21 protein-coding genes, 3 pseudogenes and 1 other annotated feature are annotated in these 25,338 nt (G+C 61.4%); of the genes and pseudogenes, 7 read left to right on the top strand and 17 right to left on the bottom strand.

Annotated elements, in window-relative coordinates; all coding sequences use genetic code 11:
- Both KO516_RS24695 and KO516_RS05145 read right to left on the bottom strand, forming a co-directional pair.
- Window positions 1-368 (bottom strand): annotated as a pseudogene (locus KO516_RS24695) (DUF6880 family protein); the annotation flags it as partial.
- A gap of 166 nt (window positions 369-534) precedes the next feature.
- Window positions 535-846: an ETC complex I subunit gene (locus KO516_RS05145; protein WP_216002738.1), complete on the bottom strand. Its 312-nt coding sequence runs from the start codon at window positions 844-846 to the stop codon at window positions 535-537.
- 427 nt (window positions 847-1,273) lie between these two features.
- Here KO516_RS05145 and uvrB point away from each other — a divergent pair, with 427 nt between their 5' ends.
- Window positions 1,274-3,472 (top strand): excinuclease ABC subunit UvrB, encoded by a 2,199-nt coding sequence (uvrB, locus tag KO516_RS05140; RefSeq protein WP_305833060.1) that lies wholly within the window; start codon window positions 1,274-1,276, stop codon window positions 3,470-3,472.
- Between the two features lie 305 nt (window positions 3,473-3,777).
- On the opposite strand, the pseudogene KO516_RS05135 reads toward uvrB, so the two are convergent.
- The 7 genes and pseudogenes from KO516_RS05135 to KO516_RS05105 form a co-directional block, all read right to left on the bottom strand.
- Window positions 3,778-4,980: pseudogene (locus KO516_RS05135) on the bottom strand (IS3 family transposase).
- Window positions 4,687-4,793, bottom strand: a sequence feature (AL1L pseudoknot). (Overlaps the previous pseudogene by 107 nt.)
- 213 nt (window positions 4,981-5,193) lie before the next feature.
- The gene (locus KO516_RS05130; RefSeq protein ID WP_216002737.1) at window positions 5,194-6,177 is read right to left on the bottom strand and encodes an ABC transporter ATP-binding protein; all 984 of its coding nucleotides are present in this window, start codon (window positions 6,175-6,177) and stop codon (window positions 5,194-5,196) included.
- A complete protein-coding gene (locus tag KO516_RS05125) occupies window positions 6,174-7,160 on the bottom strand; it encodes an ABC transporter ATP-binding protein (RefSeq protein ID WP_216002736.1) in 987 nt (328 codons plus the stop codon). The genes KO516_RS05130 and KO516_RS05125 overlap by 4 nt, the downstream gene beginning before the upstream one ends.
- Window positions 7,157-8,032, bottom strand: coding sequence for an ABC transporter permease (locus tag KO516_RS05120; protein ID WP_216002735.1), 876 nt, complete (start codon window positions 8,030-8,032; stop codon window positions 7,157-7,159). Before KO516_RS05120 ends, KO516_RS05125 begins: the two co-directional genes overlap by 4 nt.
- 1 nt (window position 8,033) lies before the next feature.
- Entirely contained in the window at window positions 8,034-9,014 is a 981-nt protein-coding gene (locus KO516_RS05115; protein WP_252737411.1) for an ABC transporter permease, read from the bottom strand.
- A 44-nt stretch (window positions 9,015-9,058) separates the two neighbouring features.
- Window positions 9,059-10,630 carry an ABC transporter substrate-binding protein gene (locus KO516_RS05110; RefSeq protein WP_371742030.1) on the bottom strand — a complete coding sequence of 524 codons (1,572 nt, stop codon included), beginning with the start codon at window positions 10,628-10,630 and terminating at the stop codon, window positions 9,059-9,061.
- A 95-nt stretch (window positions 10,631-10,725) separates the two neighbouring features.
- On the bottom strand, window positions 10,726-12,705 hold the full coding sequence (locus KO516_RS05105; RefSeq protein ID WP_371742029.1) for a CocE/NonD family hydrolase: 1,980 nt from the start codon (window positions 12,703-12,705) through the stop codon (window positions 10,726-10,728).
- Window positions 12,706-12,845: 140 nt separating this feature from the next.
- On the opposite strand from KO516_RS05105, the pseudogene KO516_RS24690 reads away from it, so the two are divergent.
- A pseudogene (locus tag KO516_RS24690) lies at window positions 12,846-13,034 on the top strand (helix-turn-helix domain-containing protein); the annotation flags it as partial.
- Window positions 13,035-13,046: 12 nt separating this feature from the next.
- Window positions 13,047-13,664: a hypothetical protein gene (locus KO516_RS05100; protein WP_252737409.1), complete on the top strand. Its 618-nt coding sequence runs from the start codon at window positions 13,047-13,049 to the stop codon at window positions 13,662-13,664.
- Window positions 13,665-13,733: 69 nt separating this feature from the next.
- Here KO516_RS05100 and KO516_RS05095 read toward each other — a convergent pair whose 3' ends face one another.
- The 8 genes from KO516_RS05095 to KO516_RS05060 all read right to left on the bottom strand — a co-directional run bounded on the left by KO516_RS05095 (window position 13,734) and on the right by KO516_RS05060 (window position 22,469).
- Window positions 13,734-14,231 carry a nucleoside deaminase gene (locus tag KO516_RS05095; protein ID WP_216002734.1) on the bottom strand — a complete coding sequence of 166 codons (498 nt, stop codon included), beginning with the start codon at window positions 14,229-14,231 and terminating at the stop codon, window positions 13,734-13,736.
- A complete protein-coding gene (locus tag KO516_RS05090; protein WP_216002733.1) occupies window positions 14,221-15,195 on the bottom strand; it encodes an ABC transporter ATP-binding protein in 975 nt (324 codons plus the stop codon). Before KO516_RS05090 ends, KO516_RS05095 begins: the two co-directional genes overlap by 11 nt.
- A complete protein-coding gene (locus KO516_RS05085; protein ID WP_216002732.1) occupies window positions 15,192-16,184 on the bottom strand; it encodes an ABC transporter ATP-binding protein in 993 nt (330 codons plus the stop codon). The genes KO516_RS05090 and KO516_RS05085 overlap by 4 nt, the downstream gene beginning before the upstream one ends.
- A complete protein-coding gene (locus KO516_RS05080) occupies window positions 16,181-17,617 on the bottom strand; it encodes a chlorohydrolase family protein (RefSeq protein ID WP_216002731.1) in 1,437 nt (478 codons plus the stop codon). The genes KO516_RS05085 and KO516_RS05080 overlap by 4 nt, the downstream gene beginning before the upstream one ends.
- Entirely contained in the window at window positions 17,617-18,798 is a 1,182-nt protein-coding gene (locus KO516_RS05075) for an amidohydrolase family protein (RefSeq protein WP_216002730.1), read from the bottom strand. The genes KO516_RS05080 and KO516_RS05075 overlap by 1 nt, the downstream gene beginning before the upstream one ends.
- A 5-nt stretch (window positions 18,799-18,803) precedes the next feature.
- A complete protein-coding gene (locus KO516_RS05070; RefSeq protein ID WP_252737408.1) occupies window positions 18,804-19,760 on the bottom strand; it encodes an ABC transporter permease in 957 nt (318 codons plus the stop codon).
- A gap of 13 nt (window positions 19,761-19,773) precedes the next feature.
- Complete coding sequence (locus KO516_RS05065; RefSeq protein ID WP_216002728.1) at window positions 19,774-20,757, bottom strand: ABC transporter permease; 984 nt, start codon at window positions 20,755-20,757, stop codon at window positions 19,774-19,776.
- Between the two features lie 134 nt (window positions 20,758-20,891).
- Window positions 20,892-22,469 (bottom strand): ABC transporter substrate-binding protein, encoded by a 1,578-nt coding sequence (locus KO516_RS05060; RefSeq protein WP_216002727.1) that lies wholly within the window; start codon window positions 22,467-22,469, stop codon window positions 20,892-20,894.
- Window positions 22,470-22,633: 164 nt separating this feature from the next.
- Between KO516_RS05060 and KO516_RS05055 the strand changes: the two genes are divergently transcribed.
- The 4 genes from KO516_RS05055 to KO516_RS05040 form a co-directional block, all read left to right on the top strand.
- A complete protein-coding gene (locus tag KO516_RS05055; RefSeq protein WP_216002726.1) occupies window positions 22,634-23,323 on the top strand; it encodes a GntR family transcriptional regulator in 690 nt (229 codons plus the stop codon).
- Window positions 23,320-23,994: a flavin reductase family protein gene (locus KO516_RS05050; RefSeq protein ID WP_216002725.1), complete on the top strand. Its 675-nt coding sequence runs from the start codon at window positions 23,320-23,322 to the stop codon at window positions 23,992-23,994. Before KO516_RS05055 ends, KO516_RS05050 begins: the two co-directional genes overlap by 4 nt.
- A gap of 365 nt (window positions 23,995-24,359) precedes the next feature.
- Window positions 24,360-24,770, top strand: a complete 411-nt coding sequence (locus KO516_RS05045; protein ID WP_216002724.1) for a GFA family protein — start codon at window positions 24,360-24,362, stop codon at window positions 24,768-24,770.
- 375 nt (window positions 24,771-25,145) lie between these two features.
- Window positions 25,146-25,338 (top strand): transposase (locus KO516_RS05040; RefSeq protein WP_216002723.1); only part of this gene is annotated, 193 nt, incomplete at its 3' end.

Below are 25,338 nucleotides of genomic sequence, written 5' to 3'. Positions count from 1 at the left end.
AAAAACCGGGGCGGTTCAGTGCGCTCATGGATCCCGGCGGCGCGTTGAAGCTGCGCCCAGAGCAGATCGAAAGCCGCGTCCGGTGCATCGGGCGCGATGCTGGTCTCGATGAGCGTCGTCATCTCCGCCAGTTCCTGCGCCAGCTTCTACTGCGCCTTGCGGGAGATGAAGCTGCGGCCGCGGCGAATGGAGGCGAAGCGCTTGCGCATGTCGGCGGTGATCGCCTCGGGGCCCAGATCGGCGCAAAGCGCCATGCGCACCCGCCGCTGGCGCGCAGCGTGACCCTTCACCGCCTCGAGCAGCAGGTCGCCCGGCGTGTCCGCACCCAGCTCAAGGAGGTTCTTCTTGTCTAGAACCTTGCCTGCCATAGGGGTCCTCCTCAGGTGAAGCATCCTTGCGCGGGATCATGCGCCCAGCCGCGCGCTTTGCAAGCATGTGCTAGATATGGAAAGAGCGCCCAATGGGCGCCCTACATGTAGATCCCGGGAAAAACTTAGCCTTCCTTGGGAAAAACTCAGGTGTCTCTTACAACGCTCAGTGCGTCCACGCGCCCTTACGATCAACGGCAAAGTTCTCGGCATAGCCACGCGCGCGGACGTTCGGCTTGCGTTTGTGCGGCGTGGCGACGGCGGCGTCGATGCCGTGCTCCTTGGCGTATTCCAGCGCCGCTTCCTTGCTGTCGAACTTCAGCCGCACCTGGCTTTGCGTGTCGTCCGACGACGTCCAGCCCATCAGCGGATCAACCTCGCGCGCAGAGCTTTGCGAAAATTCAAGCAACCAGTGTTTGGTCTTTGCCTGTCCCGACGACATCGCGGTTCTGGCTGGCTGATAGATCCGAGCGCGCATGGAATCCCTCCAAAAACATGTGGCCTTTATCGGTGATCCGATGTCTCGGGGCAAGAGATCACGCGGTTTCCAAACGATTTTGCCGCGCCGCGGATCGCGGCAAACAGCGCGCGGACCAAATCGGACACCGCGGAGCGAGGGGGCAGTTGCGTCCGTCGTCAGACTGGGCCGGCTATTTGCTGACAAAAGCTACGTCCCGCCCGCCGCTTCTGGCAACGCAAAATCCGCCGCACCAGAGCGCTGATCGGCCGATAATTCGCGGGGTGACCAACCCGCTCTTGGCCTTTCGCAAAAGATCACTAGATTACAGCCGATTGCTGATCGCTCGGGGCAACCGGGCAACGCGCCTGAAATTTTGGCGGATGACGGGCTCTTGAATCTGCCACCCGCAAGGGCACATCATCGCCTTGCAGCCAAGGATCCCGCCATGCCCTATGCCCATTCCGACAAGTCCGCCCCGATGCTGCACGCCCCAGCCCCGGACGTGAAGGCGCGCGAAAAGCTTGAAGGCGGCAAGCGCTTTGTGATGCACACCACTTTCAACGCGGCGGGCGATCAGCCAACCGCCATCCAAGAGCTGTCGCAAGGTGTGCTCGACGGCGAGCGCAATCAGGTGCTGCTGGGTGCAACGGGCACCGGCAAGACCTTTACCATGGCCAAGATCATCGAGGAAACCCAGCGCCCGGCGATCATCCTTGCGCCCAACAAGACGCTGGCGGCGCAGCTGTACGGCGAATTCAAAAGCTTTTTCCCCGACAATTCGGTCGAGTATTTCGTCAGCTTCTACGACTACTACCAGCCCGAAGCCTATGTCGCGCGCTCCGACACCTATATCGAGAAAGAATCGCAGATCAACGAACAGATCGACCGGATGCGCCATTCGGCCACCCGCGCGCTGCTGGAACGCGACGACGTGATCATCGTCGCCTCGGTGTCATGCATCTATGGCATCGGCTCGGTCGAGACCTATGGCGCGATGACGCAGGATCTGCACGCTGGCAAGGAATACGAGATGCGCAAGGTCATGGCCGACCTTGTGGCACAGCAATACAAACGCAACGATCAGGCCTTTCAGCGCGGCAGCTTCCGGGTGCGCGGCGATTCGCTGGAAATCTGGCCCGCCCACCTTGAAGACCGGGCATGGCGGCTGTCGTTCTTTGGCGAAGAGCTGGAAAGCATCGATGAATTCGATCCCCTGACCGGGCAGAAGGCCGCCAGCTTCGAGCGCGTCCGCATCTATGCGAATTCGCATTACGTCACGCCCAAGCCGACGATGAATCAGGCCGTGGTCAGCATCAAACAAGAGCTGCGCCAGCGGCTCGATCAGCTGGTCAACGAGGGCAAGCTGCTGGAGGCGCAGCGACTGGAGCAGCGCACCAATTTCGATATCGAGATGCTGGAGGCCACCGGCGTGTGCAACGGCATCGAGAATTATTCGCGCTATCTGACGGGCCGCGCCCCCGGCGAGCCGCCGCCCACCCTGTTCGAATTCATCCCCGACAACGCCATCGTGTTTGCCGATGAATCCCATGTCTCGGTTCCGCAGATCGGCGCGATGTACAAGGGCGACTACCGGCGCAAGTTCACGCTGGCGGAACACGGCTTTCGCCTGCCGTCCTGCATGGACAACCGCCCCCTCAAGTTCGAGGAATGGGACGCCATGCGCCCGCAATCGGTGTTTGTTTCGGCGACCCCGGCAAACTGGGAAATGGAACAGGCAGGCGGCGTGTTCACCGAACAGGTCATCCGCCCCACCGGCCTGCTCGATCCGATGATCGAAATCCGCCCCGTCACCACGCAGGTCGACGATCTGCTGGATGAAATCCGCAAGGTCACCGCGCAGGGCTATCGCACGCTGTGCACCACGCTGACCAAGCGCATGGCCGAGGATCTGACCGAATATCTGCACGAGCAGGGCATCAAGGTGCGCTACATGCACAGCGACATCGACACCATCGAGCGCATCGAGATCCTGCGCGATCTGCGGCTTGGGGCGTTCGACGTTCTGATCGGCATCAACCTGCTGCGCGAGGGGCTGGATATTCCCGAATGCGGGCTGGTCGCCATTCTGGATGCGGACAAGGAAGGCTTTCTGCGGTCCGAAACCTCGCTGATCCAGACCATCGGCCGCGCCGCGCGCAACGCCGAAGGCCGGGTCATCATGTATGCCGACCGCGTCACCGGCTCGATGGAACGCGCGCTGGCCGAGACCGATCGACGCCGCGACAAGCAGATCGCCTATAACGAGGAACACGGCATCACCCCGTCCACGGTCAAGAAGAACGTCGATGACATTCTGGCCGGGCTCTATCAGGGCGATGTCGACATGAACCGGGTGACCGCCAACGTCGACATCGCGCGCGCTGGCTCCAATCTCGAGGCAGTGCTCGACGGGCTGCGCACCGACATGCGCAAGGCCGCCGAAAACCTCGAATTCGAGGAAGCCGCCCGCCTGCGCGACGAGGTGAAACGGCTCGAAGCGGTAAACCTCGCGGTATCGGACGACCCTCTGGCGCGGCAGCAGGCGGTCGAGCGCGCCTCGGAAGACGCGGTGAAATCGCGGGGGAGATCGACGGCGGGCAAGCCGGGGCAGCATGGGGGCAATGTTAAGAGGCGGAAGAGATAGATCTATGGGGGCTTTGTCGCCCAACCCTCGTCAGGGAGTCACTGCGTGACTCCAACAAGATAGCGGGAAGGCATACGCAGTTGCCCCCCGCGACATACAAGACCACGCACGGCTCGTCTTGCAATGACAACCTGAGGCAGCGTGGTTCGCTGGCGATCCTTTGACCGGCAGCACCTGCTTGCATGTGTGAGAAGTTGGCTTGATCCTGACCTGCCTGACCACTGCCCGGCAGGGTATTCCGAAGCAATGTCCCGAGAGAGGATGATTGAATCGCCCCGGTTCTGTCGGGGACCTATAGCTTCATTTCACGCGACCATGTCGAGCACGTCGCGCTGTGCATAGAAGTTATCTTCAGCCTCTGCTGGCGGGATGTTTCCGATGGGGCCAAGCAGTCGGCGGTTGTTGAACCAATCGACCGACCCGAGTGTGGCCATTTCCAGATCCTGCATGTTGCGCCACGGCCCCTGCCGATGGACCAGTTCGGTTTTGTAGAGACCGTTTATCGTCTCAGCGAGGGCATTATCATACGGGTCGCCGACACTGGCGACTGATGGTTCTATCCCGGCTTCGGCCAAACGCTCGGTGTATCGGATAGACAAATATTGCCCTCCACGATCCGAATGGTGGACCAATCCGCCCTTCTGAACAGGGCGTCGATCATGCAGGGCCTGTTTCAGACCATCGAGGATAAAGTCCGTTTTGGCAGACCGCGAGACCCGCCATCCGACGATGCGATCAGCGAATGTGTCGATGGCGAAGGCCACATAGAGTGAGGCATTGGTCGCCATCGGTTCGATGCCGATGCCGAACGCCCTGCCATGTCGAAACGTAGGTAAAGTCACTGACCCATAGCAGATTTGGGGCTGGTGCCCGGAATACACGGTTCACCTTGTCACGCGGACAGGGCGCTGACCTGTCAGGAACCGTGGTTTTGACCGCCTTTCCACACACGGCACCACGGATGCCGATCTGTTTCATCACTCGCTCCACCGTGCGGCGCGCCAGTTCAAAGCCCTCGCGCTTCAGTTGATGCCATGCCGTACGGACCCCGTAGACTTGGGAATTCTCATCCCAGACCCGTTGGATCTGCGGGCAAAGCTCTCGGTCACGCTGATGGCGCGCCGAAGCTTTGGACCGATCAGCGAGGCATGCCAGGCGGTGGGAATATGTCCCCTCTCGGCAGATTGCTGCGCAATCGCCTGCCGGGCAATGGACGGCGCGATCGGCGGAACCTTGCAGATCGACTCGACGCCGTAGACAACGCGCTGATCTTCAATGAATGCGATCAGCGCTTCAGTGGGCGGTCGAGTTCCGTCCCGCTGCACGGCAGTCGTTTGCTTCGCAAACGATGAGAGTGGGTGCAAAATACGCCTTACGCAGTATCTCGTTGGCTTGGCGCAGTTCGCGAACCTCACGTTCGAGCGCTTTGATCCGATCCCGGTCCTCGGTGAAATGGCCGCAATCGCGTCCGCCTGCGTTTCGTATAAGCCTTGATGCTCGAACGCCATTCTGACCGCCCGTGCGCGGACCTCTGGCGATTTGCCATTTTGCCTTTTGTCATAACCATCATCCTTACTTAAGTTGATGGTCTCCGACAAACCCAGGGCGATTTAGTCCGCAAAGGGCCGCAACCACCGGACGGTGTGTGCCTCGTGCTTCGCCAATGCTCGTGAACCAATGTAAGTTCAGGCATTCCGACTCTTCCATTCCTCCGCGACAACTCACCCCGCGCCATTCCTGACCAGGAAATGGCACGTGAAAGCATGTTGGTCCCCGGCCGAAGAGAATTCGGGCACTGTAGCGCTGCATTGCGGCTGCGCGCGCAGGCAGCGGCCGTGGAATTCGCATCCCGAGGGACGGTTTCGAGGGCTCGGCATTTCGCCCGTCAGGGTGATGCGCGCGCGGGCCGCGTCCGGGTCAGGCTCGGGGTTGGCTGACAACAGCGCCCCGGTATAGGGATGGCGGGGCGCTTGGAATATCTGCTCGGTCGGACCGGTTTCCACGAAACGGCCCAGATACATGATTGCCGTGCGATCGGTGATATGGCGAACAACGTTGAGATTGTGGGTGATGACAAGGATCGCAATGCCCAGCCTGCCCTGCATCTCCGCCAAAAGGTTCAGCACCTCGGCCTGCACCGACATATCAAGGCCCGCCGTCGGTTCGTCCGCGATGATGAGCCGCGGGTCGAGCGCCAATGCGCGCGCGACCCCGACACGCCGCGCCTGACCTCCCGAAAGCTGATGCGGAAAGCGACCCGCGAAATGCTCGGGCAGGCCGACCATCTCGAGAAGGCGTTTGGCTTCGGCCGCCATATCGGCAGTTTTGCCGTGGATGCGCAAAGGCTCGGTCACAAGGCTGCCCACGGTCAGGCGCGGGGAAAGAGAGCCCACCGGGTCCTGCCACATCATGGCAATTTCTCGGCGCAGCCGTGCGTAATCTTGCGCGCCAGCCCGGGTGATGTCGCGCCCGTCAAAGCGGATGCTTCCCGATCCCGCGCGCTTAAGCCCCATGAGCGTGCGTGCGACGGTGGACTTGCCCGACCCGCTTTCGCCGACCAGACCCAGTGTCTGCCCCGCCTCGATGGAGAAACTTACACCGGCCACGGCATCAAATTCGCGCTCTTGGCGACGGAGTGCGGCGCGCACCCGCCCCATGGCAGGATAACGGACCACAAGGTTCTCGACCTCCAGAAGCACACTCATGTCCGGCCCTCCGCGTCCAGAAGGTGGCAAGCAGCACGGTGGCCGACCGTTGCTGTCTTGGAAAGATGTGGATGCGCGCTGCGGCAACGCTCCCAGACATGCTGGCAGCGAGATGCAAAGATGCAGCCCTGCGGCACATCAACGAGATTCGGCAGCATGCCCGGGATGGTCGGCAGCTGCCGCGTTGCCACCTTCATCCGCGCGGGATCGCATTCGAGCAGTGCCTGCGTGTAGGGATGCGCAGGGTTGTGAAAGACATCGCGGACACTGCCGCGCTCGACCACCTCGCCCGCGTACATCAGCGTCACATCATCGCATAGCTCGGCCACGGTTCCCAGATGGTGCGAGACGAACACAATGGCACAGTCCATCTCTTGCTGAAGTTCGCGCAGCAGTTCGATGATCTGCACTTCGAGCGTGGCGTCAAGCGCGGTCGTCGGTTCGTCGGCAATCAGCAGATCAGGCTTGGTCAAAAGCGCCATGGCGATGCAAACCCGCTGGCGCATACCGCCCGAAAACTGGTGCGGATAAGAGCCAAGCTGGGCTGCCGCATCAGGGATACCAACCCGCTCGAGCATCCGGGCGGCGCGCGCCCGCTTTTCGGCATTGGTACCGGGCTCGCGATATTGGATGTCCAACATCTGACGACCGATGGTAATGACGGGATTGAGCGCTGTCATGGGATCCTGAAAGATCATCGACACGCGCCGCCCGCGGATGTCGCGCAGCTCTTTGTCGCTCATCTTCGTGACGTCAGCACCGTCAAACAGGATCGCGCCACCGCTCACCTCGCCATTCCCGGCCAAAAGTCCCGACAGGCTGTAGGCGAGCGTGGATTTTCCGCAGCCACTCTCGCCCACCAGCCCCATGATGCGGCCCTTGGGCACCTCCAGATCAATACCACGCAGCGCGCGCAGCCGCCCGCTGGACGTGCCAAACTCGATCGAGAGGTTCTGCACTTGCAGTAGCGTCTCTGGATTCATTGAGCGCGCCTCAGTTTGGGGTCAAAAATATCGCGTAGAGCCTCGCCAAGGAAGGTGAAGCCGATGGTCACAAGGATGATCGGCGCCGATCCGGCGATGACAGGCCAAGGCGAATTGCGGATGAAATTGTAGCCATCGTTCAGGATCGTGCCCCAAGACGGCGCAGGCGGACGCACCCCCATCCCAAGAAAACTCAGCCCGGCTTCGGTTGCGATGACCATGGGGACGTCCATAGATGCAAGGATCAACAGCGGCCCAAGCACATTCGGCAGCACATGAACGGCAAGGATGCGCAATGTGCCCGCGCCCATGGCCTTTTCGGCCAGAATGAATTCGGCATTGCGCAGGGTCTGCGTTTGGGTGCGCACGATGCGCGCGTAGATGGGGATCGAGGTGATCGCGACCACAAGGATCACTGTGTAAAGCGACGGACCAATCAGGGTGACCACGGCAAGCCCGAAGACGATCACCGGAAAGGAGCGGATCGCATCGAAGACCAGCAGCAAGATGTTGTCGAGCCATTTTGGCCCATAGCCCGCGATCAGACCTAGCGCGAGGCCAACAGTCATCGCAGCGCCCAATGTGACGAATGCGACCAGCATGGCGATGCGCCCCCCGGCGATCACACGGCTGAGAAGATCGCGGCCCAAATGATCTGTGCCCAGCCAATGCGCGGCCGAGGGAGGCCCCATGCGCGGACCGATCATGATCTGGTTCGGATCATAAGGTGCAAGCCAGGGCCCGAAGACGGCGATGCCAACAATGATCAGGACGAGGATCGCTCCCATCAGTCCCATCGGGTTCTGCGCCAGCTGGCGGGCGTATATGCACAGCGCCGAAGGCTGTTTATAGGTGGTTGCAACGTCGCCCATCTTACATCCCCTCGCGCTGGCGCGGGTCGAGCCACGCGATAATGATATCCGAGATCAATGTGGCAAGAACGATGATCGCTGTGGTGACGAGCACCGCCCCCAGAACGATGGTATAATTACGCTCGTTCACAGCCGAGACGATAAGCGCACCAATGCCGGGGCGGGCAAAAATGACCTCGACGAAAACCGCCGCCGAGAACAGATGCGCCACGCCGGCGCCTATCAAGGTGACGGCTGGCAGCACGGCGATGCGCAGCACATAGGCACGCGTGATCCGCCGCTCGGTCAGGCCAAAAGCGCGGGCCATCCGGACATGGCTTTCGCCCATGATCTCAAGCATCGAGGCGCGCACAATCCGAGCGATATAGCCCACCCATGGGACGCCAACGGCAAATGCCGGCAGGATGAGATGTACGATCTGGCCGCCAAACCCTTCACCGGCGCCGATGGCAGGCAGCCAGCGCAGCCAGACGGCAAAGATGAGCACACTGTAAAGCGCCATGACGAAAGACGGAATCGAGATTGTCCCGACAGACAGGATCCCCGTGACACGGTCGATCCAGGTATTGCGCCGGATCGAGGAATAGGCGCCAAGAGGGATGCCTATGGCCGCAGCCCACAGTATGGACGCCGTGATCAGCGCCAGCGTATAGGGCAATGCCTCCATCACGGTGGTCGTGACGCTGCGCCCTGTAAAGACATCTACGCCCATATCCCCGCGCAGCAGGTTGCCGAAAAAGGTGATCATCTGCAGCGCGAAGGGGCGGTCGAGACCCATGGCGGCGCGCGTTTGTTCGATCAGCTCGGGGGTGGCCCGAGGCCCGAGGACCATCACCGCGGGGTCCCGGGCACGAGATGTAGCATCAGATTGAGAAGCGTCACGGCCACAACGACAATGAGCCCCGACAGGAGCAGCCTCTGTATTGCGTAGATCGCCATCGGCGGGGGGTTCCTTGGAATCGGGGTCTATTAGAACAGGCAACCCGGCCGCTCTTACAGCGGCCGGGTGCAATGCTTGGGTCTGGCTCAGGCGGGTTTGAAGCCCAGATAGAGCGGACGCGCATCGGGGCGCAGTGCGGTTTCAACATCGTCGCGGAACATCACCGGGCTGCCCTCATGAGTGAGGAAACGGTAGGCGCCGCTCTCTTCCATCATGTCCTGCATCTCGTGATACATCGCGGCGCGCTTTTCGGCATCGGCCTCGCTCAGCGCGGCCTGATGCAATCTGTCAAACTCCGGGTTCGAGAAACGCTCCCAGTTCCAGACGCCGACCTGTTCGGTTGTGAACCAGGAGGTCGCATAAAACGGATCCGGCAGCATCGAAAAGCGGTTGATGACCAGCTGCATATCCTTCCAACGGTCGCCCTCGCTTTCCATTCCGAGCGTGTAGAAAGAGCCGGTGTCCTGCACGTTGACTTGCACCTGAATGCCGATCTGACCCAACTGCGCCTGAATGACCTCGGCGATGGTCTTCCATGTCGTCGCATTGAGCGTGTCGATGGTGATCGGCTGCGAGGGTGCGCCTCCGGCCTTCTCCAGATACGCGCGCGCCGTGTCGAGGTTGCCCTCGGGCGGGACGATGGATTGCGCACGGTGCCCGATCAGGCCCGGCGCGATAAGACCTGTCGAAGGGGCTGCCTCGCCAAAATAGGCGGCATCCAGAATCTGCGGAACGTTGATCGCGTATTGGATCGCCTTGCGCAGATTCTCGTTCTTCAGCGTATCATTCTCAAGGTTCATGCCGACCCACACGTAGTAGAGCGACGGATATTCCTCGATCGTGGTGTTGGCCGGTGGGTTGGCTTTGTAATTCGCAAGGCTGGACAGGGTCAGCTGGGTATAGTCGAGATCCCCCGCCTCATAAGCGCGCTCTGCCACCTTCTCGTCATCCATGGGCATGATGCGGATCTCGTCGTAGCCCGGCTTCAGATCGCCGGTATACTCCGGATTGCGCACCAACTTGGTGTATTGGTTCGGCTTCCACTCTTCCAGCATGTAAGGGCCACTGACGGCAGAGGGCGTAATCCCGAAATCGCCCCCATCGCCGGTCGCTTCCATCACGGCCTTTTTGGAGAGGATGAAGCCAACGCCGTAGGGAATGGAAATGCTCCAGAGCGGTTGGAATGCCTTCTCCAACACAATGGTGCCAGCGTATTTGTCTTCGGGGTCAAGCTCGACCGATTGCAGTGGGCCCCAGTCGCTTTTGACCGGGCTATCATGCTCTAGCACGCGCTCGAACGAGAATTTGACGTCCTCGGCGGTCATCTCCCCGTAGCCGCCCGAGAACATGATGCCCGGCTTCAGCTTAAAGCGGATATGGGTGTCGTCGATCTGCTCGAGCTCTTCGGCCGCCTCGAGCTCGATGTCCCATTCGCGGCCGGGCTTGTAGCTTGCCAGCTTGGAATAGAGACAGTTCATCACGTCGATGTCGACGCTGTTCTGGTAAAACGCCGGGTCCAGCTTTTTGATATCGGCACTGGAATAGGCGTGCAGCACGCTACCCGACTGCGCGTAGAGTGCGCTTGCCAAAGGCATCGTACCAGCGGCAAGGCCCGCCGCTGCGGCACCTTGCAAAAAGCCGCGCCGACCAAGGGTGATGGTATGTGTGGTTTTGGGCGTTCTAACTCTTTCTTGTTATTTTGCGGCGCGTCTTACCGGCGTCCCGTCATTCATCAATTCGCGAAATGCACCGCCTATACGTGATCGCGCGCTATCAACTTGTCCCACTCTTCTTCATGATAAAGCGTCTCGCCCTCCCAAGCGCGCAGCTTTGCGCGGATCCGCCAATGGGTGCGCGTCGCGGTCACAAGCGTCTCGGTTTCGCTTCGGGTTGCCCAACTTCCGCGCCGCGCACCACGCTCCCACGTTATATGTGCTGTCGGGGTGAAATCGTCCGGGCTGGCCAGCTCGTAGGTCTCGACGCATTTCATGCTGACTGTCAGGTCACTGGCAACAATACGGATGGTGCCGGCATCGTCGGTGATCGTGACACGCGCGCCACCCTTGTCCAGATGCTCGACCTTCCAGTCAAAGCCACTTTTATCAAGCGTTTCAGTCTCCGTCGGCGGTGCCTCGACAGGTGTGCCGAGATCACGCAGTTCGCCATCAGATCCGTTGCGTTCAGGCAAGGTGAGGGTGCAATTCGCCAGATCGAGCGTCAGCACCGCTGCCTCGGGCGAGGGCCATACCATCGGGAAGTACGTGTTGGAGAGCGCAAGGCGCAGCTTGTGCCCCTTACGCAGTGTCTGGGCCACATGTTTCAGCGGAACGCGCGCCCTGTAGGTCTGGCCAGGTACCAGCATCTCGGGGTGTTCGTGACTGTCCCGGTGGGTGAGGTTTAGCACTCCGTAGCTGAAGCGCGTCGCGCTGCCGTCCGGCACCACATCCATCAAACGCACCGCAATGAGCGCCACCGGCTTGTCGCAAGTAAAGCTGATGTCGAGCGTGGGGTCCCCGGCGATCTCGAAATCGGCCTCGAGCGGTGGGGTCTCAAACGTAACGCTTGCCTCGTCATCCGGCCCCTGATCCACCGGCTGATCGCCATGTTTGCCGTAAGAGCACCACTTGCCCGCCTGCAATCCGACCGTGGCAGGCGTGGAGACATGCGCCCTCCCCTGCCCCACGCCGTTGCGCGCCAACGTGCCAGCCTCGTCAAGCGACCAGGCAACGCGAGCGATATTCGGCGACGGCCAGGACGGCTCGCTGACCCAGCGGCCTTCGCGCATTTCGTAGCTGCCTTGGGGCTTCGCGTGATCCTGCATGAAAAGACGCAGCTGTGGCTCGTCCATGATCCCGGTCTCGCAGCCTTTAAGCCACTGATCCCACCAGCGCAGCTCTTCGCCCAGCCAATCGATCGCCGGGCCCGGCGCGCCGATATGGGGGTATCTATGCGACCAGGGTCCGACCAGCCCTTTTTTGGGGCCGCTCAGATTTTCCATCAAACGAAACACCGTGCGCGGATAGCCGTCAGCCCAGCCCGAAACGGCGTAGACAGGCACCTGCACCGTTGAATAATCTTCGCAAATCGAGCCGTGTTTCCAGAACGCGTCGCGCGTCTGATGTTCCATCCAGTTCTTCAGCCAGAGCCCGCTACCCTTCAGCCGGTCCCTCCACATGTCGCGCCAGCGCTCGCCCACATGTCTGGGATCGGGGGCCACGCTGTTGTAGCAAAACATCGTCGCGGCCCAGCTGATCTGCTCGCAGAGCATCGTGCCGCCCAGATAGTGAATGTCATCGGCATAGCGGTCATCAGTCGAGCAGAGCGTGACAATCGCCTTCAGCGCCGGAGGCTGAAGGGCCGCGATCTGCAAGCCGTTGAACCCGCCCCAAGAGATGCCAACCATGCCCACATTGCCATCGCACCAATCCTGATTGGACAGCCACGCGATGATGTCGCAGCCATCCTGCAACTCGGAGGCGGTGTATTCATCCTCCATCACGCCTTCGGATTCGCCAGTGCCGCGAATATCGACCCGCACATAGGCATAGCCATGACCGGCGATATATGGCGCGCGACCCTTATCGCGCGCGAGCGTACCGTCATTTTTGCGATACGGCAGATATTCTAGGATCGCGGGCACAGGTGCCGCTTCGGCGCCTTCGGGCATCCAGATACGCGCGGCCAGACGGGTGCCGTCCGGCAGTGTGATCTCGGTATGTTCGATCTCGCGCACGGCATGAGAGAACTTGGTGACGATTTTCCTGGAGGACCAGATCGCAATTCTTGTAATTCGGCGTAAGTAAACGCGCCTTTCAGCGCTCCGGCAACTTCGCACTCCTGTATCTCTTGACACTCTTTGTGCTTCAGTAAGCGATAGGCGGCAGGAACGATGACCATTTCCCGACCAATCTGGGCTTCGCCTGCAGCCTGCTTCCTTCGATCGCCGAGGTTTGCCGGCGTGTCGATATCAACCGCCAGCAGTTCAACAAGTATCTCGCCAGCTCGGTGCGTCCCTCGCGTCACAACATGCGGCGCATCTGCGACTTCTTCGGCGTCACCGAGTCGGAGCTATTGATGGACCCCAAACGCTTTGCCGGTCTCATCTCATTGCGCAAACCGCTGAAACGCCCCGCTGCGCCGCCGCAACATCTGGACGCTATAGAAAAATTGCACCGCCTCTCTGGCGAGATGACGCGCTATACCGGCTGGTACTTCCGCTATTCCTATACGTTTGGCTATCCGGGTCGGATCACACGCTCGCTGTGCGTGATAACCGAGCAAGACGGCCGCTATCTGTGGAAGAATATCGAGGTTGGAGTCGACCCCCAGCAAGTCCGAGCGCGATTTCTCGGGAAGCATGAAGGCTTCGCTTTCCATCTTGGGCACCGCATCCACATCATTGAACATGACGTTCTAAGCGCCAGTTCGATCAGGCAACTGATGCTGTATCCATCCTATGCGCCCCGCCCCGGCCACCTACGCGGGGTGCAAACCGGAGGCTCCAAGCGTCGAGGGCGCAAACCCGCAGCCTCCGCTGTCGTGCTGACTTTTCTTGGCGAGCAGATAGACATGCGCCGCGCCTTGGCCCAGTGCGGTATTTTCGAGCCACACGAGATCGACGACTGGATCAAGCGACTCATCGAAAACCAGATCGACCTTGGCGAATGGGTATTTGAGATCGATGAGATCTAGGTGAGCCCAGACACCCCTGAAAAATACAGTCGCCAGTGGAATTCAGGTGAAGGTAGAGCAGCCAAACGTTCAGACCTGCGATCGTGCGTGGCCTGCCCAATCCTTCAGGATCTTCGTGGCCTCGGCGTCCAGATGTTGTTCGGAAGGCATGAAACGCTCCGCGACCGCGTGCCCGCATTCATGAGTTAACCGCTCGACATCCACCGGAAAGCGCGCGGCCTCGGGCAGATCGGCGATGGCGTCACCGGCCTGCGCCATGTCAGCGGCGTAGTAAAGGGCGGTGATCCCGGCGATGTTCATCGCAGCCACGCAGAGCGCGCAGGGCCCACAACTGGAGTAAAGTTCACAACCACGCAAATCGACCGTTTCGAGATGGCGGCAGGCATCCCGGATCGCTTCGGTTTCGCCATGCGATGTCGGATCGTGGTTCATCTTTGATCGGTTGATGCCCTCACCAACGATCTGCCCGTCCTTGACGATCACCGCGCCGAACGGTTCGGTGCCGGAGGTCTCAAGCGCCTGAGCCGAGATTTCAATGGCGCGGCGCAGGAAGGTTTCATTGTACATCTTGGGCTCCTTCGTCAGCCGCAAAACATGCGACACGGCGGTTGTGGGTCTTGGGATTGCGCTGGGGGCGTTCGGACTTGCAGCGATCAAAAGCCAGCGGGCAACGCGGGTGAAAGCTGCACCCCGAGGGCGGCGAGACCGGCGATGGCACCTCGCCCCCCATCGGGCTGCGGTCGCGCCGCGGTGCGTCGAGATCCGGAATCGTGTCGAGCAGAAGCCGGGTATAGGGGTGCAGCGGGTTGGCAAAGAGATCGGCGGTCGGCTGGATCTCGACGATGCGGCCAAGGTACATCACCGCGATCACATCGGCCATGTGGCGCACCACGCTCAGATCATGGCTGATAAAGAGATAGGTCAACTCCATCTCCTTTTGCAGCCGTTTCATCAGGTTCAACACCTGCGCCTGAACAGACACATCAAGCGCCGACGTCGGCTCGTCACAGACCAGAAACTCCGGCTCTCCGGCCAGCGCCCGGGCGATGGAAATCCGTTGCCGCTGCCCGCCAGAGAACTCGTGCGGGAATTTCACCCCATCTGCGGGCGCCAATCCCACGGTGCGCAAAAGCTCGTCAACGCGGGCCGAAACCTCGGCCTCAGGCGTGTCGGGCTTGAGCGTGCGCAACGGTTCGGCGATGATCCGGGCGACGCGCCAGCGCGGGTTGAGGCTGGCAAAGGGATCCTGAAAGATCATCTGCAGCCGGTCGCGGTCTCCGTGGAAGCGGATGCTGCCGCCAGAGGGCGCGTGCAGCCCTGTGACCAGCTTGGCGATGGTGCTCTTGCCGCAGCCCGACTCGCCCACCAAGGCGAGGGTCTGGCCGCGCTGGATGACAAAATCGACGCCATCGACGGCGCGCAGGGTCTTGCGCGGCTTGCGTTCGATCAACCGGTTGAGCCAAGGCGCGGAGACGTCAAAGCGGCGTTCCAGCGCATCGACTTCGAGGATGGCATTACTGCGCAGGGTCATGCGGCTTCTCCTTGATCGACAGTGCCGGTCTGCGCCAGCCAGCAGGCGGCGCCGGTGGTCTCTTCGCACGCAATCTTCGGCACCTCGGCGCGGCAGCGCGGCCCGGCATGGGCGCAGCGTGGATTGAAGGCACAGCCCTGCGGGATGGCGTTGAGCCGCGGCATCGAGCCGGGGATCATCTGCAATTCTTCTACGTCGTGGCGCAGCGACGGGATCGAGCCCATGAGCCCGGTGGTGTAGGGATGCTGCGGACGCCGCACCACATCGTCCACGGCGCCAATCTCGGCCAGACGCCCGGCATACATCACCGCAACCCGGTCTGCGGTTTCGGCGATGACCCCCATGTCATGCGTCACCAGCATCACCGCCGTGCCCCGCTCGCGGCACAGCCGTTTCAACAGCGCGGTGATCTGCGCCTGTATCGACACGTCAAGGGCGGTGGTCGGCTCGTCAGCCACGATCAGTTCGGGTTCGGCACACAGCGCCAAGGCGATCACGATCCGCTGCCGCATTCCGCCAGAGAACTGGTGCGGGTAGCTGTCAATCCGCTCTTCCACTGCCGGAATTCCGACCTCGCGCATCAGCTCTTTGGCGCGCTCGCGGGCGGCGGATTTGTCGAGGTCGGTGTGCAACCGTATGGTCTCGATAAGCTGATCTCCGACCCGGAACAGCGGGTTGAGCGAGGTCAGCGGGTCCTGAAAGATCGCACCGATGCGGCGGCCGCGCACGGATTGCATGGCGCGGTCATCAAGGTTGTCTATCCGGTCACCAGACAGGTGAATGGTCCCTGCAGCAATGCGCCCCGGCGGCTCTAACAGCCCAAGGATCGACATGCCGGTCATTGATTTGCCGGCACCGGATTCTCCGACCACGCCAAGGATCTCGCCGCGGCGGATTTGCAGCGAGATATCGTCAACGGCGGTCAGCACACCCTTTCGGGTGGGAAATTCAACGCGCAGGTTCTGCACGTCGAGAACGACATCGTTCATGGCGTGGCCCTCTCGTAGCTGGGGGTGAAGATCTCGGACAGCGGCGGGTGACCGGCGGTGCGGTCTGGGTATTTGGCGATCAGCCCGTCAAACTGGGCTTGGGCGCGGGCGGCGTCCGTCGCCGCATCGACGCCGGGGATCACGCCGTCGGCCATCACCTGCCGCCCGTCGATCCAGACATCACGCACGTCGCGGCCACTTGCACCGGTCATCAGCGTCTGGACCGGATCGGGGGTTTGTAAGCTGTGGCTGAGGTCGATCACCGCGATGTCAGCCTTGGCACCGGGCGCAAGGCGTCCCAGATCAGCCCGGTTCAGCGCGTTTGCTCCGCCAAGGGTGGCGGCATCGAACATATCTTCGGAGCGGATCGCTTCCATGCCGTCAGACACGCGGGCCATCATCATGCCGATCTGCATGTTGAGGATCATGTCTGCCGGGTAGGTGTCGGTGCCGAGGCCGATGTTGATCCCCTTGGCGCGGGCTTTCGGGAAGCTTTTCAGCATCCCGCCATGGCGCGCGGCAACCAACGGGCAATGCACCAGCGTGGCACCTGCCCCGGCGATCAGATCGAATTCGGTCTCGGTGGCCTGTGTGCCATGCGGCAGCAACCAGTTCGGGCGCAGAGCGCCGATGCGGCTCAACCACTCGATCGGCGCGCAGCCATGCTGTTCGCGCACCAACCGCAGTTCGGTGGGCGACTGGCTGCAATGCTGGCGCACCGGGGCACCCATCTCGGCGGCGATCTCGGCGGTGCGTTGCAGCAGCGTTTCGGTGCAGGTCTCGATCCGGTCTGGGGCAAACATCGCGCGGATGCGACCGCTGGCGATACCGTCGATGCGCCCGGCAAACTCGGCGGCATCGGCCAGCCCCTGCAACCCGCGCGCCTCGTCAAAGACCGCGCGGATATTGCCAACCCCGTCCGTCACCTGCCCGCCGGTGCGATAGGCAGGGCCAAGGTAGACACGCAGCCCGAGGTCTGCGGCAGCGGCGGCGGCGGCATCGAATTCCGCGACGGTCTCGCCCCACGCGCGGTAGAATAGCGAGGCTATGGGCAGCGCCGTGGTGATGCCATTGCGGATAAGCTGGGCAAAGGCATGACGCTTCTGGAATGTCAGCTCCTCGGGGGCGTACATCTCGTAGGGGCCGCGCGCGATGTAGCTTTCGGGCCAGACCCGGCCCTTTTTCCACGCCGGGCCGTTGTCGAAGCCCAGGATCGTGGTGTCGAGATCGGAGAGCGCATCGAGATCAATGAAGCCGGGCGAGATCACCGCCTCGCCATAGTCGATCCGCCGTGCCACCTCGCCCTCGAAACTGGCGCCCACATGCAGCACGTCGCATCCCTCAATCACCACCACGCCATGCCCATGCACCGCGTGGCGCCCGCCTTGATGGCCAATGACCCAGCGGGCCGAAAGAAGCGTGCGCCCCTGCATCACGGTGCCTCGATCACGCAAGCGCCGTCGCGGGCGGTGACTGTTCCGCCCTTAAGCACCAGCTTGCGCGGCGCGTGGGTGACCACAGCTTCGGCCAATGTCTCGCCCTCGACCAGCACGCAATCGGCGCGGCAGCCCGGCTCTAGCCCGTAGCCCTCGACCTCCATGATCGCCGCGCCGCCAGAGGTGCAGATTTCCAGCGCCAGTTCCACCTCGTCATCGCGGCGCAGGTTGTTGCGCATGCCGATGTGCATCGCCTTTTCCAGCATATCCGAGTTGCCGTAAGGCCCCCATGTGTCGCGAATGCCGTCGCAGCCCGCGCCGGTAAGGATGCCAAGCGCCTTCAGCTCTTTGACCGCGGGCACCGGGGCCGAGGCCGGTGCGGTGGTCAGGATGTGGATGCGATGTTCGGCCAGTTTTTCCTGCAAGCCAGCCACATAGGCGCGATCCACCGCACCAAGACAGAAGGCATGGGAAATCGCCACCTTGCCCTGCATCCCCAGCGCAACGGTGCGATCAATGATCTGTTCCATCGAAAACCAGCCAAGCGCGTCGCGTTCGTGCAGGTGAATGTCCACCGGCTTGCCATGTTTCTCGGCCAGCGCGAACACCGTATCCAGATGCCCCTTGGGATCCAGTTCCATGCCGCAGGGGTCGATGCCCCCGACCAGATCGGCCCCCATGGCCAGCGCCTCATCCATCAGTTCGGCGGTGCCCGGACGGGTCATCATGCCCGACTGCGGGAAGGCCACGATTTCGATGTCGATCATCCCGGCCAGCTTTTCGCGCGTGGCCATGACGCCCTCGATCCCCGCCAACCCGTGGTGGGTATCGACATCGACATGGCTGCGGATGTGGGTGCAACCGTGCGACATTGCGAGGATGGCGTGACGTTCGCTTTGAACCTGCGGATCAAGCCCGAGCGAGACCTTCACCTCGCGCTCGTTGTCGATCTTGTCGATCAGACGCGGGCCGACCTCGTTGCGATACCACGGCAGGCCAAGCAGCGATTTGTCGAGATGGGTATGCGCCTCGATCAGGCCGGGGATCATGATGCGCCCGCCGCCGTCGATCACCTCGGCCCCGTCCGGTGCTTGCGCGACAAACATGCCATCCGCAATATGCAGGTCGGTGGCCGGGCCGCCCATCGGGCGAACGTTTTGAATGGTCTTGGAAGTCATGAAAGTCACCGCAGTTTGGGGTTGAGTGCGTCGCGCAGCCAGTCGCCGATCATGTTGACCGAGAGTACGATCAGGCAGAGCTGGATCGACGGGAAAACCACGATCCACCACAGGCCGGAAAACAGGTACTGGTTGCCGATGCGAATGAGCGTGCCGAGTGACGGCTGATCCGGCGGCATGCCTACCCCGAGAAAGGACAGGGTCGCTTCCGACAAAATGGCAAGTCCGAAGTTCAGCGTCGCCGCCACCAGGATCGGCGTCAGACAGTTGGGCAGGATGTGGTGCAGCATCACCCGCCAGGCTTTCACCCGGATCAGCTTGGCCGCCTGCACGTATTCCTTCTTTGCTTCGACCATGGCCGAGGCCCGCACCGTGCGGGCATATTGCACCCATGACGGCACCGCGATGGCAAAAATCAGGATCGGGGCGGCAAGCACGTCCTTCAGACCCGTGGGCAGAGAGGCGCTGGCAATGGCAGTGATCAGGATGGCGATCAGGATAAAAGGCATCGACAACAACACATCGCCCACCCGCATGATCACGTTGTCGATCCAGCCACCGAAATAGCCAGCGACCAGCCCCAGTGCGAGCCCTACGGCCAGCGCCAGCATGACCGATGCAAAACCGATGATCAGTGAGATGCGAGAGCCGTAAAGCACCGCCGACAGGATATCGCGGCCCTGGGTGTCGGTGCCCAGCAGATAAGGCCATTGGCCGTCTGCCTCCCAGATCGGCGGGATCTCGGAATTCCAAAGCTCCAAGGCCGCCAGATCATAGGGGTTCTGCGGGGTGATCCACGGGGCAAGGAAAGCAGTCAGCGCCACCAATGCCAAAAGCGCAGCGGCAAAGATCGCCGAGGGATGCGCGCAGAAGGAAAACCACAGGTCACTTTCGCGCAAACGGGTCAGCCGCGAAGGGCGTTGCAGGGCGGGGGTCGGGTTGAGGGGCAGTGGTTTGTCCATGGGGGTCTCCGGTTCAGCCATTGCCACGGGCGCTGTCGTCGCGCAGACGCGGATCGACCCAGGCGTAAGTGATATCGACGAGCGTATTGAGGACGACGAAAATCAACGAAACGATCAGCAGGTAGGCCGCCATCACCGGCAGATCGACAAAGGTCACCGCCTGAATGAACAGCATCCCCATGCCGGGCCATTGAAACACTGTTTCGGTCACCAGCGCGAAGGCGATCAGGTTGCCGATCTGCATACCGGTCAGCGTGATCACCGGCATCAGGCAGTTGCGCAGCGCGTGACGCCATTGCACGCGTCTGGTCGGCACGCCGCGAGCGCGGGCGAACTTGATGTAATCGGCGCGCAGGGTTTCCAGCATCTCGGCGCGTACCAGCCGCATCACCAGCGTCACCTGAAAGGTCGAGAGCGAGATCGCCGGCAGCACCAGCGCGGCGCGGCCCGAGGGCGTCAGCAACCCGGTCGACCACCATCCGATGTCCACCGTCTCGCCCCGCCCGAAGGCCGGCAGCCAGCCAAGCGAAACCGAGAAGGCAAGGATCAACAGGATGCCCACCACGAAGCTTGGCAAGGACACGCCGATGATCGAGCCCAACTGTAGCGTGTTGGCCAATCCGCTGTCGCGATAGACGGCCGTGATCACCCCCGCCGGGATGCCTACCACCAGCGAGATCACCGTGGCCACCAGCACCAGCTCGAAGGTCGCCGGGAAACGCTCCTTGATCAGCACCATCACGTCTTGCTGGTTGCGATAGGAAATCCCGAAATCGCCCTGCACCGCGTTGGTGACAAACCGGGTGTACTGGGTGACGAAACCGTCGTTCAGACCCAGCCGTTCGCGCAATTCGATGCGGTCCTGCAGGGTGGCCTGTTCGTTCACCATCATTTCAACCGGATCACCAAAGAAACGGAAGATCACGAAGGCCAGCAGCGCCACCGCAAGCATGACGAAGGCCGCATTTGCGGTTCGTTTGATAAGAAAGGCAATCATTCCGGTCTCCAGTGTTCGTCAGGCTCAGGGAGCAGACTTGCGCCCTTCATCTTGGCGAAAAGGCTGTCAGGGGGTCCGGGGGATGACATCCCCCGGCCGGTCGGATCGCCCCGAAAGGGCGATCCGAAATCAGGTCAGGAGCCAGAGCCCATCTTAGCAAACCACAGCCGCGGCTTGGCATCCGGGAACAGCGGCATCTCGGCCACCTCTTCGGTGACGGCCCAGGCCATCGGCTGCTGGTGCAGCGGGATCATGATCATCTCGTCCTTGACCATCTGCAGCGCCTCGGTTTGCAGTGCCAGCCGCGCGTCGAGGTCAAGCTCGCTGCCCGCTGCGTCGATCAGCGCGTCAAGCTCGGGGTAGGACCAGCCGCCCCAGTTGAAGACCCCGGCATTGCCATCCTTGGAATGGAAGATCTGCAGCAGCGGCGAATAGCTGTCGAGCAGCGGCAGCGTCGCCCAGCCCAGCGTGTAGACGTCTGTCTTACCATTGGTCCGCTTGGGCGATTGCACCGCGCGCGGCGCCACGTCCAGCTTGGGCGACAGGCCGATCCGGCTCCACATCGAGGCGATGGCCTGACAGAACTGTTCCTCGTTCACCAACCCGTCGCTGAGGCAATTGAATTCGAACTCCAGCCCCTCGGGGACGCCCGCTTCAGCAAGCAGGGCCTTCGACGCCTCGGGGTCATAGCCCGGCAGCTCGTCCAGCGCCTCGGTATAGCCGGGGATCGGCGGTGCGACGGTGGCACCGGCGTTGCGAGACTTGCCGCGCATCACCTTCTGGTGGATCAGGTCGAGGTCGATCGCCTTGTAAAGCGCCTCGCGCACCGATTTTTTGACAAACGGGTTGGGCTCGCCGGTGGTCAGCGTGTCGCGGAAGGGAAAGCCGATCATCACGGTCCGCAGGTCGACGCCTTCCAGCACCTCGACATTCGGCGCGGCAGCCAGACGCGGCAGATCCTGCACCGGAGCGTCATTGGTAAAGCTGATCTCTCCGGACAGCAGCGCGGCCACGCGGGTCGCCGCCGAGCCCACCGGAGTCAGTTCGATCCTGTCAAGGTTGTGCTGCGGCTCATCCCACCAGTCGGGGTTCGCCACGAACACGGTCTTGGCGTCCGGCTGGCGGCTTTCGACGATGAACGGCCCGGTGCCGTTGGCGTTATAAGTGGCATAGCCTTCGGTGCCCGCGCCCACGTCAGTCGGCATCAGCGCGTCGTGCTCGGTCATCCATTCCTCGTCGAAGATGTGGATGTTGGTGAGATCGTTCAGCAGCAGCGGATAGGTGCCGTTCAGGGTGATGTCGACGGTCAGGTCATCCACCACCTTGGAGCTGACATAGGCCGGCAGGTTGCCCTTCAGCGGCGATGTCTCGTCGCTGACACGGGTGAGCGAGGCAACCACGTCTTGGGCGGTGAAAGGGTTGCCATTGTGGAAGGTAACGCCCTCACGCAGCTTGAAGCGCCAGGTGATCTGATCGTCGAGGATTTCCCAGCTTTCCGCCAGCGCTGGCTCGATCTTGAGGTCCTTGTTGTAGCGCACAAGCCCTTCGTAGACGTGGTTGAGCACGTTGATGGTGAAGCTGTCGCCAAAGGAATAAGGGTCAAGCGAGCCAATATCGCGGTTGGCGCCCCATTTCAGCACGTTCTCGGCCTGCGCAGTGCCTGCCAAAGCGGCGACTGCTGCGGATGCGAGCATGAGATGTCGAAGTTTCATGTGTCTGTCCCTTTTTCCATGGATTGTCTCTCGAAGGAGGCGAAATTGGATACGATGCATGTTGGGTGACACATCGAATACAACAACGCAAGATAATTGTATCCAATTGACTGACTCAACTGTATGCGATACTGATTGTGCGAATTTGACAGGCAGAGCGGATCATGAGTGAAGACAAAGCGACGCTGACTGACGCGGTGCATGACCTGCTGCGCAAGGCGATCATCGAACAGGCGCTGAAGCCGGGCATGCGACTGCCAGAGGACACTGTGGGCGAGCAGTTCGGTGTCTCGCGCACCATCGTGCGCCACGCGCTGGTGCGGCTTGAGCATGAAGGGCTGGTGATCACCCGTCGCAATCGCGGTGCTTTTGTCGCCGAACCTTCGCGCGACGAGGCACAGAACGTCTTCGAAGTGCGGCGCTGTCTCGAAAACGACGTGATTCGCTTACTATGTGAGCGTATGCCGCGCAGCGGCTATGATCGGCTCGAGGCCCATGTGCGCCAAGAAGAATCGGTGCGCGGCAAGGATGGCCCGGTGTCGATCCGCCTCGCCGGCGAATTTCATGTGCTGCTGGCCGAGCTCACCGGCAACCCGGTGCTCACCCGATATGTCTCGGAGGTGGTGCTGCGCTGCTCGCTGATCATGTCGCTCTATGCGCGCAGCCATTCCTCCGATTGCGCAGTCGACGAACATTCGCAGATCATCGAGGCGATCCGCGCCGGCGATGCGCAACGCGCCATCCAGATCATGGAGCACCATCTCGGCGCTGTCGCCGGTCGGGCCGAACTTTCCGCCCATCCAGATAGTATCCAATCCATTCTTTCACATTACGGCAAGGAACTGGCTCAATGACCATTCACAACGGCTATCACGCCTTCGACTTCGCTGATCTCTCTGCGCGTGAGGCCTACAAGGTGATGATCGGCACCATCGTGCCGCGCCCGATCGCCTGGGTCACCACGATCTCGCCCGACGGGATAGCCAATGCCGCGCCCTATTCATTTTTCAACTGCCTGTCCGCCGATCCGCCAATCCTTGCGCTTGGGGTCGAAAACAAGCCGGACCGCAGTTTCAAGGATACGGCCTACAACATTCGGATGACCGAATGCTTCACGGTCAATATCGTCGACCGCGCCAATGTCGCAGCCATGTCCGTGACAGCCGCCAATTTTGCACCGCAGGTGGACGAGTTGCAGATGGCCGGTCTGACCGCAATCGCAGGCGACCGGGTGGCCTGCCCCCGTATTGCCGAAGCACCAGTGGCCTTCGAATGCGAACGCTACCTTGGCATCTCGGTCAGTTCCGCACGCGAAATCATCCTTGGCCGAATCCTGCGCGCGCATATCCGCGAAGACATCATTGATCCCGACACCTTCTATTCCGATCACGAAAAACTCGATGCGCTCGGGCGGATGGGCGGGAACGGCTATGCAGGCACGTTCGACTATTTCGATCTGCCGACGCCTTCGGCCGAGGACGTGCCACACCCCGGCAAGAAACACATCACGGTCGGCAATAGCTGAGGCCGAAGACAGACCTTCCCCGCGCTATGTGACGAGCAGCCACCGAAATACCTTCGGAGGCAGCAAACCGTGCGATCTGAGTGCAGTCAACCGCATTGCTCGCCTATACCAAACAGCACGCTGCACTTTGCATTTCTGTCCGGCAGGTGAAGCCGCACAGCAGCGCGTGTCGATGTATCAAAAGTCCGGTCTGGGCCGCGAACGGCAGCAGGCCTGGCTTTCAATCCGCTGAAGTATTGTGACACCGAGACTGCCTCACATTCAGCCCCTTTTGACCGGGGTCCAACACGCGGATACAAGGGACCAAGGGACCAAAGAAATGCGCTCATCTGGAGGCAAGGCGGCGCCGCTCGCGAGGAATGTGAATGGACAACAATTCGACCACGGGACAATGCCTCTGCGGCGCAGTGAAATTCCGTATATCAGGAGAGTTCGAGAGCTTTTTCCTGTGCCACTGTTCCCGCTGCCGCAAGGATAGCGGTTCGGCCCATTCGGCAAACCTGTTTTCATCCACAGCCAAACTCATTTGGGTTTCAGGCGAGGCCAAGATCAAGACGTTTCACCTCCCTGGTTCACGCCACATGAAAAGCTTTTGCGCCGACTGCGGATCCGCACTGCCTATTTCCCAGCCGGAGATTGGTCTGATTGTGGTGCCGGCAGGGTCGCTCGACAGCCGGTTCGATATGCGACCCAACGCGCATATCTGCTGTTCCAGTCGCGCGAACTGGGACAACGACCTGGCCTCCATCGAAAGGATCGACGAGCTTCCCGGCTGAACGGTCGCGCCGATGATGCCACTCAGACAACAGCCAGGCGACAAGGACGCGACCGTCGACTTCGCCCGGCCCTGCTGTCTTTCGAGGGACAGAGATGCTGCGTATTGCACGAATGGCCGCAATGGCGAACCGGATTGCTGTATTTTAGAGTGGTGGCCAAGGTCGGCACTGGGCCCTAGTCCGTTGAAAAACACTGCTTGCGTGAAGACCTGAGCGCTGATTCAGTTTTCACGTGGCAGGTGGCAGGTGAGCAGCAATGATGGGTTCCCGACGGCTCTGTTGCACAAATCGGGTGATGGCCGAGTTTCCCTTTTCCCCGGAGTTTGGACCGCTCCGGGTTTTCCGGAGGCTGCAAGTTGAGAAAGGATTGGAGCCATGGAAAAGGACAACAGAGCGAACCGCTACTCACCTGAGACACGCGCGAGGGCCGTGCGGATGGTGCTCGACAATCAAGGCCGCTACGAGAGCCCGTCGGCGGCGATCAAGGCGATTGCACCGAAAATCGGCTGTGGCCGTGACACGTTACGGCGTTGGGTTCAGCAGGAAGAGACCGACACGGGCCAGAGAG

Origin of the sequence: Citreicella sp. C3M06, assembly GCF_018860705.1 — a bacterium.
Classification (GTDB): Bacteria; Pseudomonadota; Alphaproteobacteria; order Rhodobacterales; family Rhodobacteraceae; genus Salipiger.
Note: the sequence above shows the minus strand (reverse complement) of the source record. Positions and strands in the feature narration are given on the sequence as shown.

Bases quoted from the DNA above. Each gene is read 5' to 3' on its own strand.
- KO516_RS05145 (WP_216002738.1), bottom strand. From the start codon at position 846: ATGCGCGCTCGGATCTATCAGCCAGCCAGAACCGCGATGTCGTCGGGA.
- uvrB (WP_305833060.1), top strand. From the start codon at position 1,274: ATGCCCTATGCCCATTCCGACAAGTCCGCCCCGATGCTGCACGCCCCA.
- KO516_RS05130 (WP_216002737.1), bottom strand. From the start codon at position 6,177: ATGAGTGTGCTTCTGGAGGTCGAGAACCTTGTGGTCCGTTATCCTGCC.
- KO516_RS05125 (WP_216002736.1), bottom strand. From the start codon at position 7,160: ATGAATCCAGAGACGCTACTGCAAGTGCAGAACCTCTCGATCGAGTTT.
- KO516_RS05120 (WP_216002735.1), bottom strand. From the start codon at position 8,032: ATGGGCGACGTTGCAACCACCTATAAACAGCCTTCGGCGCTGTGCATA.
- KO516_RS05100 (WP_252737409.1), top strand. From the start codon at position 13,047: ATGGACCCCAAACGCTTTGCCGGTCTCATCTCATTGCGCAAACCGCTG.
- KO516_RS05095 (WP_216002734.1), bottom strand. From the start codon at position 14,231: ATGTACAATGAAACCTTCCTGCGCCGCGCCATTGAAATCTCGGCTCAG.
- KO516_RS05090 (WP_216002733.1), bottom strand. From the start codon at position 15,195: ATGACCCTGCGCAGTAATGCCATCCTCGAAGTCGATGCGCTGGAACGC.
- KO516_RS05085 (WP_216002732.1), bottom strand. From the start codon at position 16,184: ATGAACGATGTCGTTCTCGACGTGCAGAACCTGCGCGTTGAATTTCCC.
- KO516_RS05080 (WP_216002731.1), bottom strand. From the start codon at position 17,617: ATGCAGGGGCGCACGCTTCTTTCGGCCCGCTGGGTCATTGGCCATCAA.
- KO516_RS05075 (WP_216002730.1), bottom strand. From the start codon at position 18,798: ATGACTTCCAAGACCATTCAAAACGTTCGCCCGATGGGCGGCCCGGCC.
- KO516_RS05070 (WP_252737408.1), bottom strand. From the start codon at position 19,760: ATGGACAAACCACTGCCCCTCAACCCGACCCCCGCCCTGCAACGCCCT.
- KO516_RS05065 (WP_216002728.1), bottom strand. From the start codon at position 20,757: ATGATTGCCTTTCTTATCAAACGAACCGCAAATGCGGCCTTCGTCATG.
- KO516_RS05060 (WP_216002727.1), bottom strand. From the start codon at position 22,469: ATGAAACTTCGACATCTCATGCTCGCATCCGCAGCAGTCGCCGCTTTG.
- KO516_RS05055 (WP_216002726.1), top strand. From the start codon at position 22,634: ATGAGTGAAGACAAAGCGACGCTGACTGACGCGGTGCATGACCTGCTG.
- KO516_RS05050 (WP_216002725.1), top strand. From the start codon at position 23,320: ATGACCATTCACAACGGCTATCACGCCTTCGACTTCGCTGATCTCTCT.
- KO516_RS05045 (WP_216002724.1), top strand. From the start codon at position 24,360: ATGGACAACAATTCGACCACGGGACAATGCCTCTGCGGCGCAGTGAAA.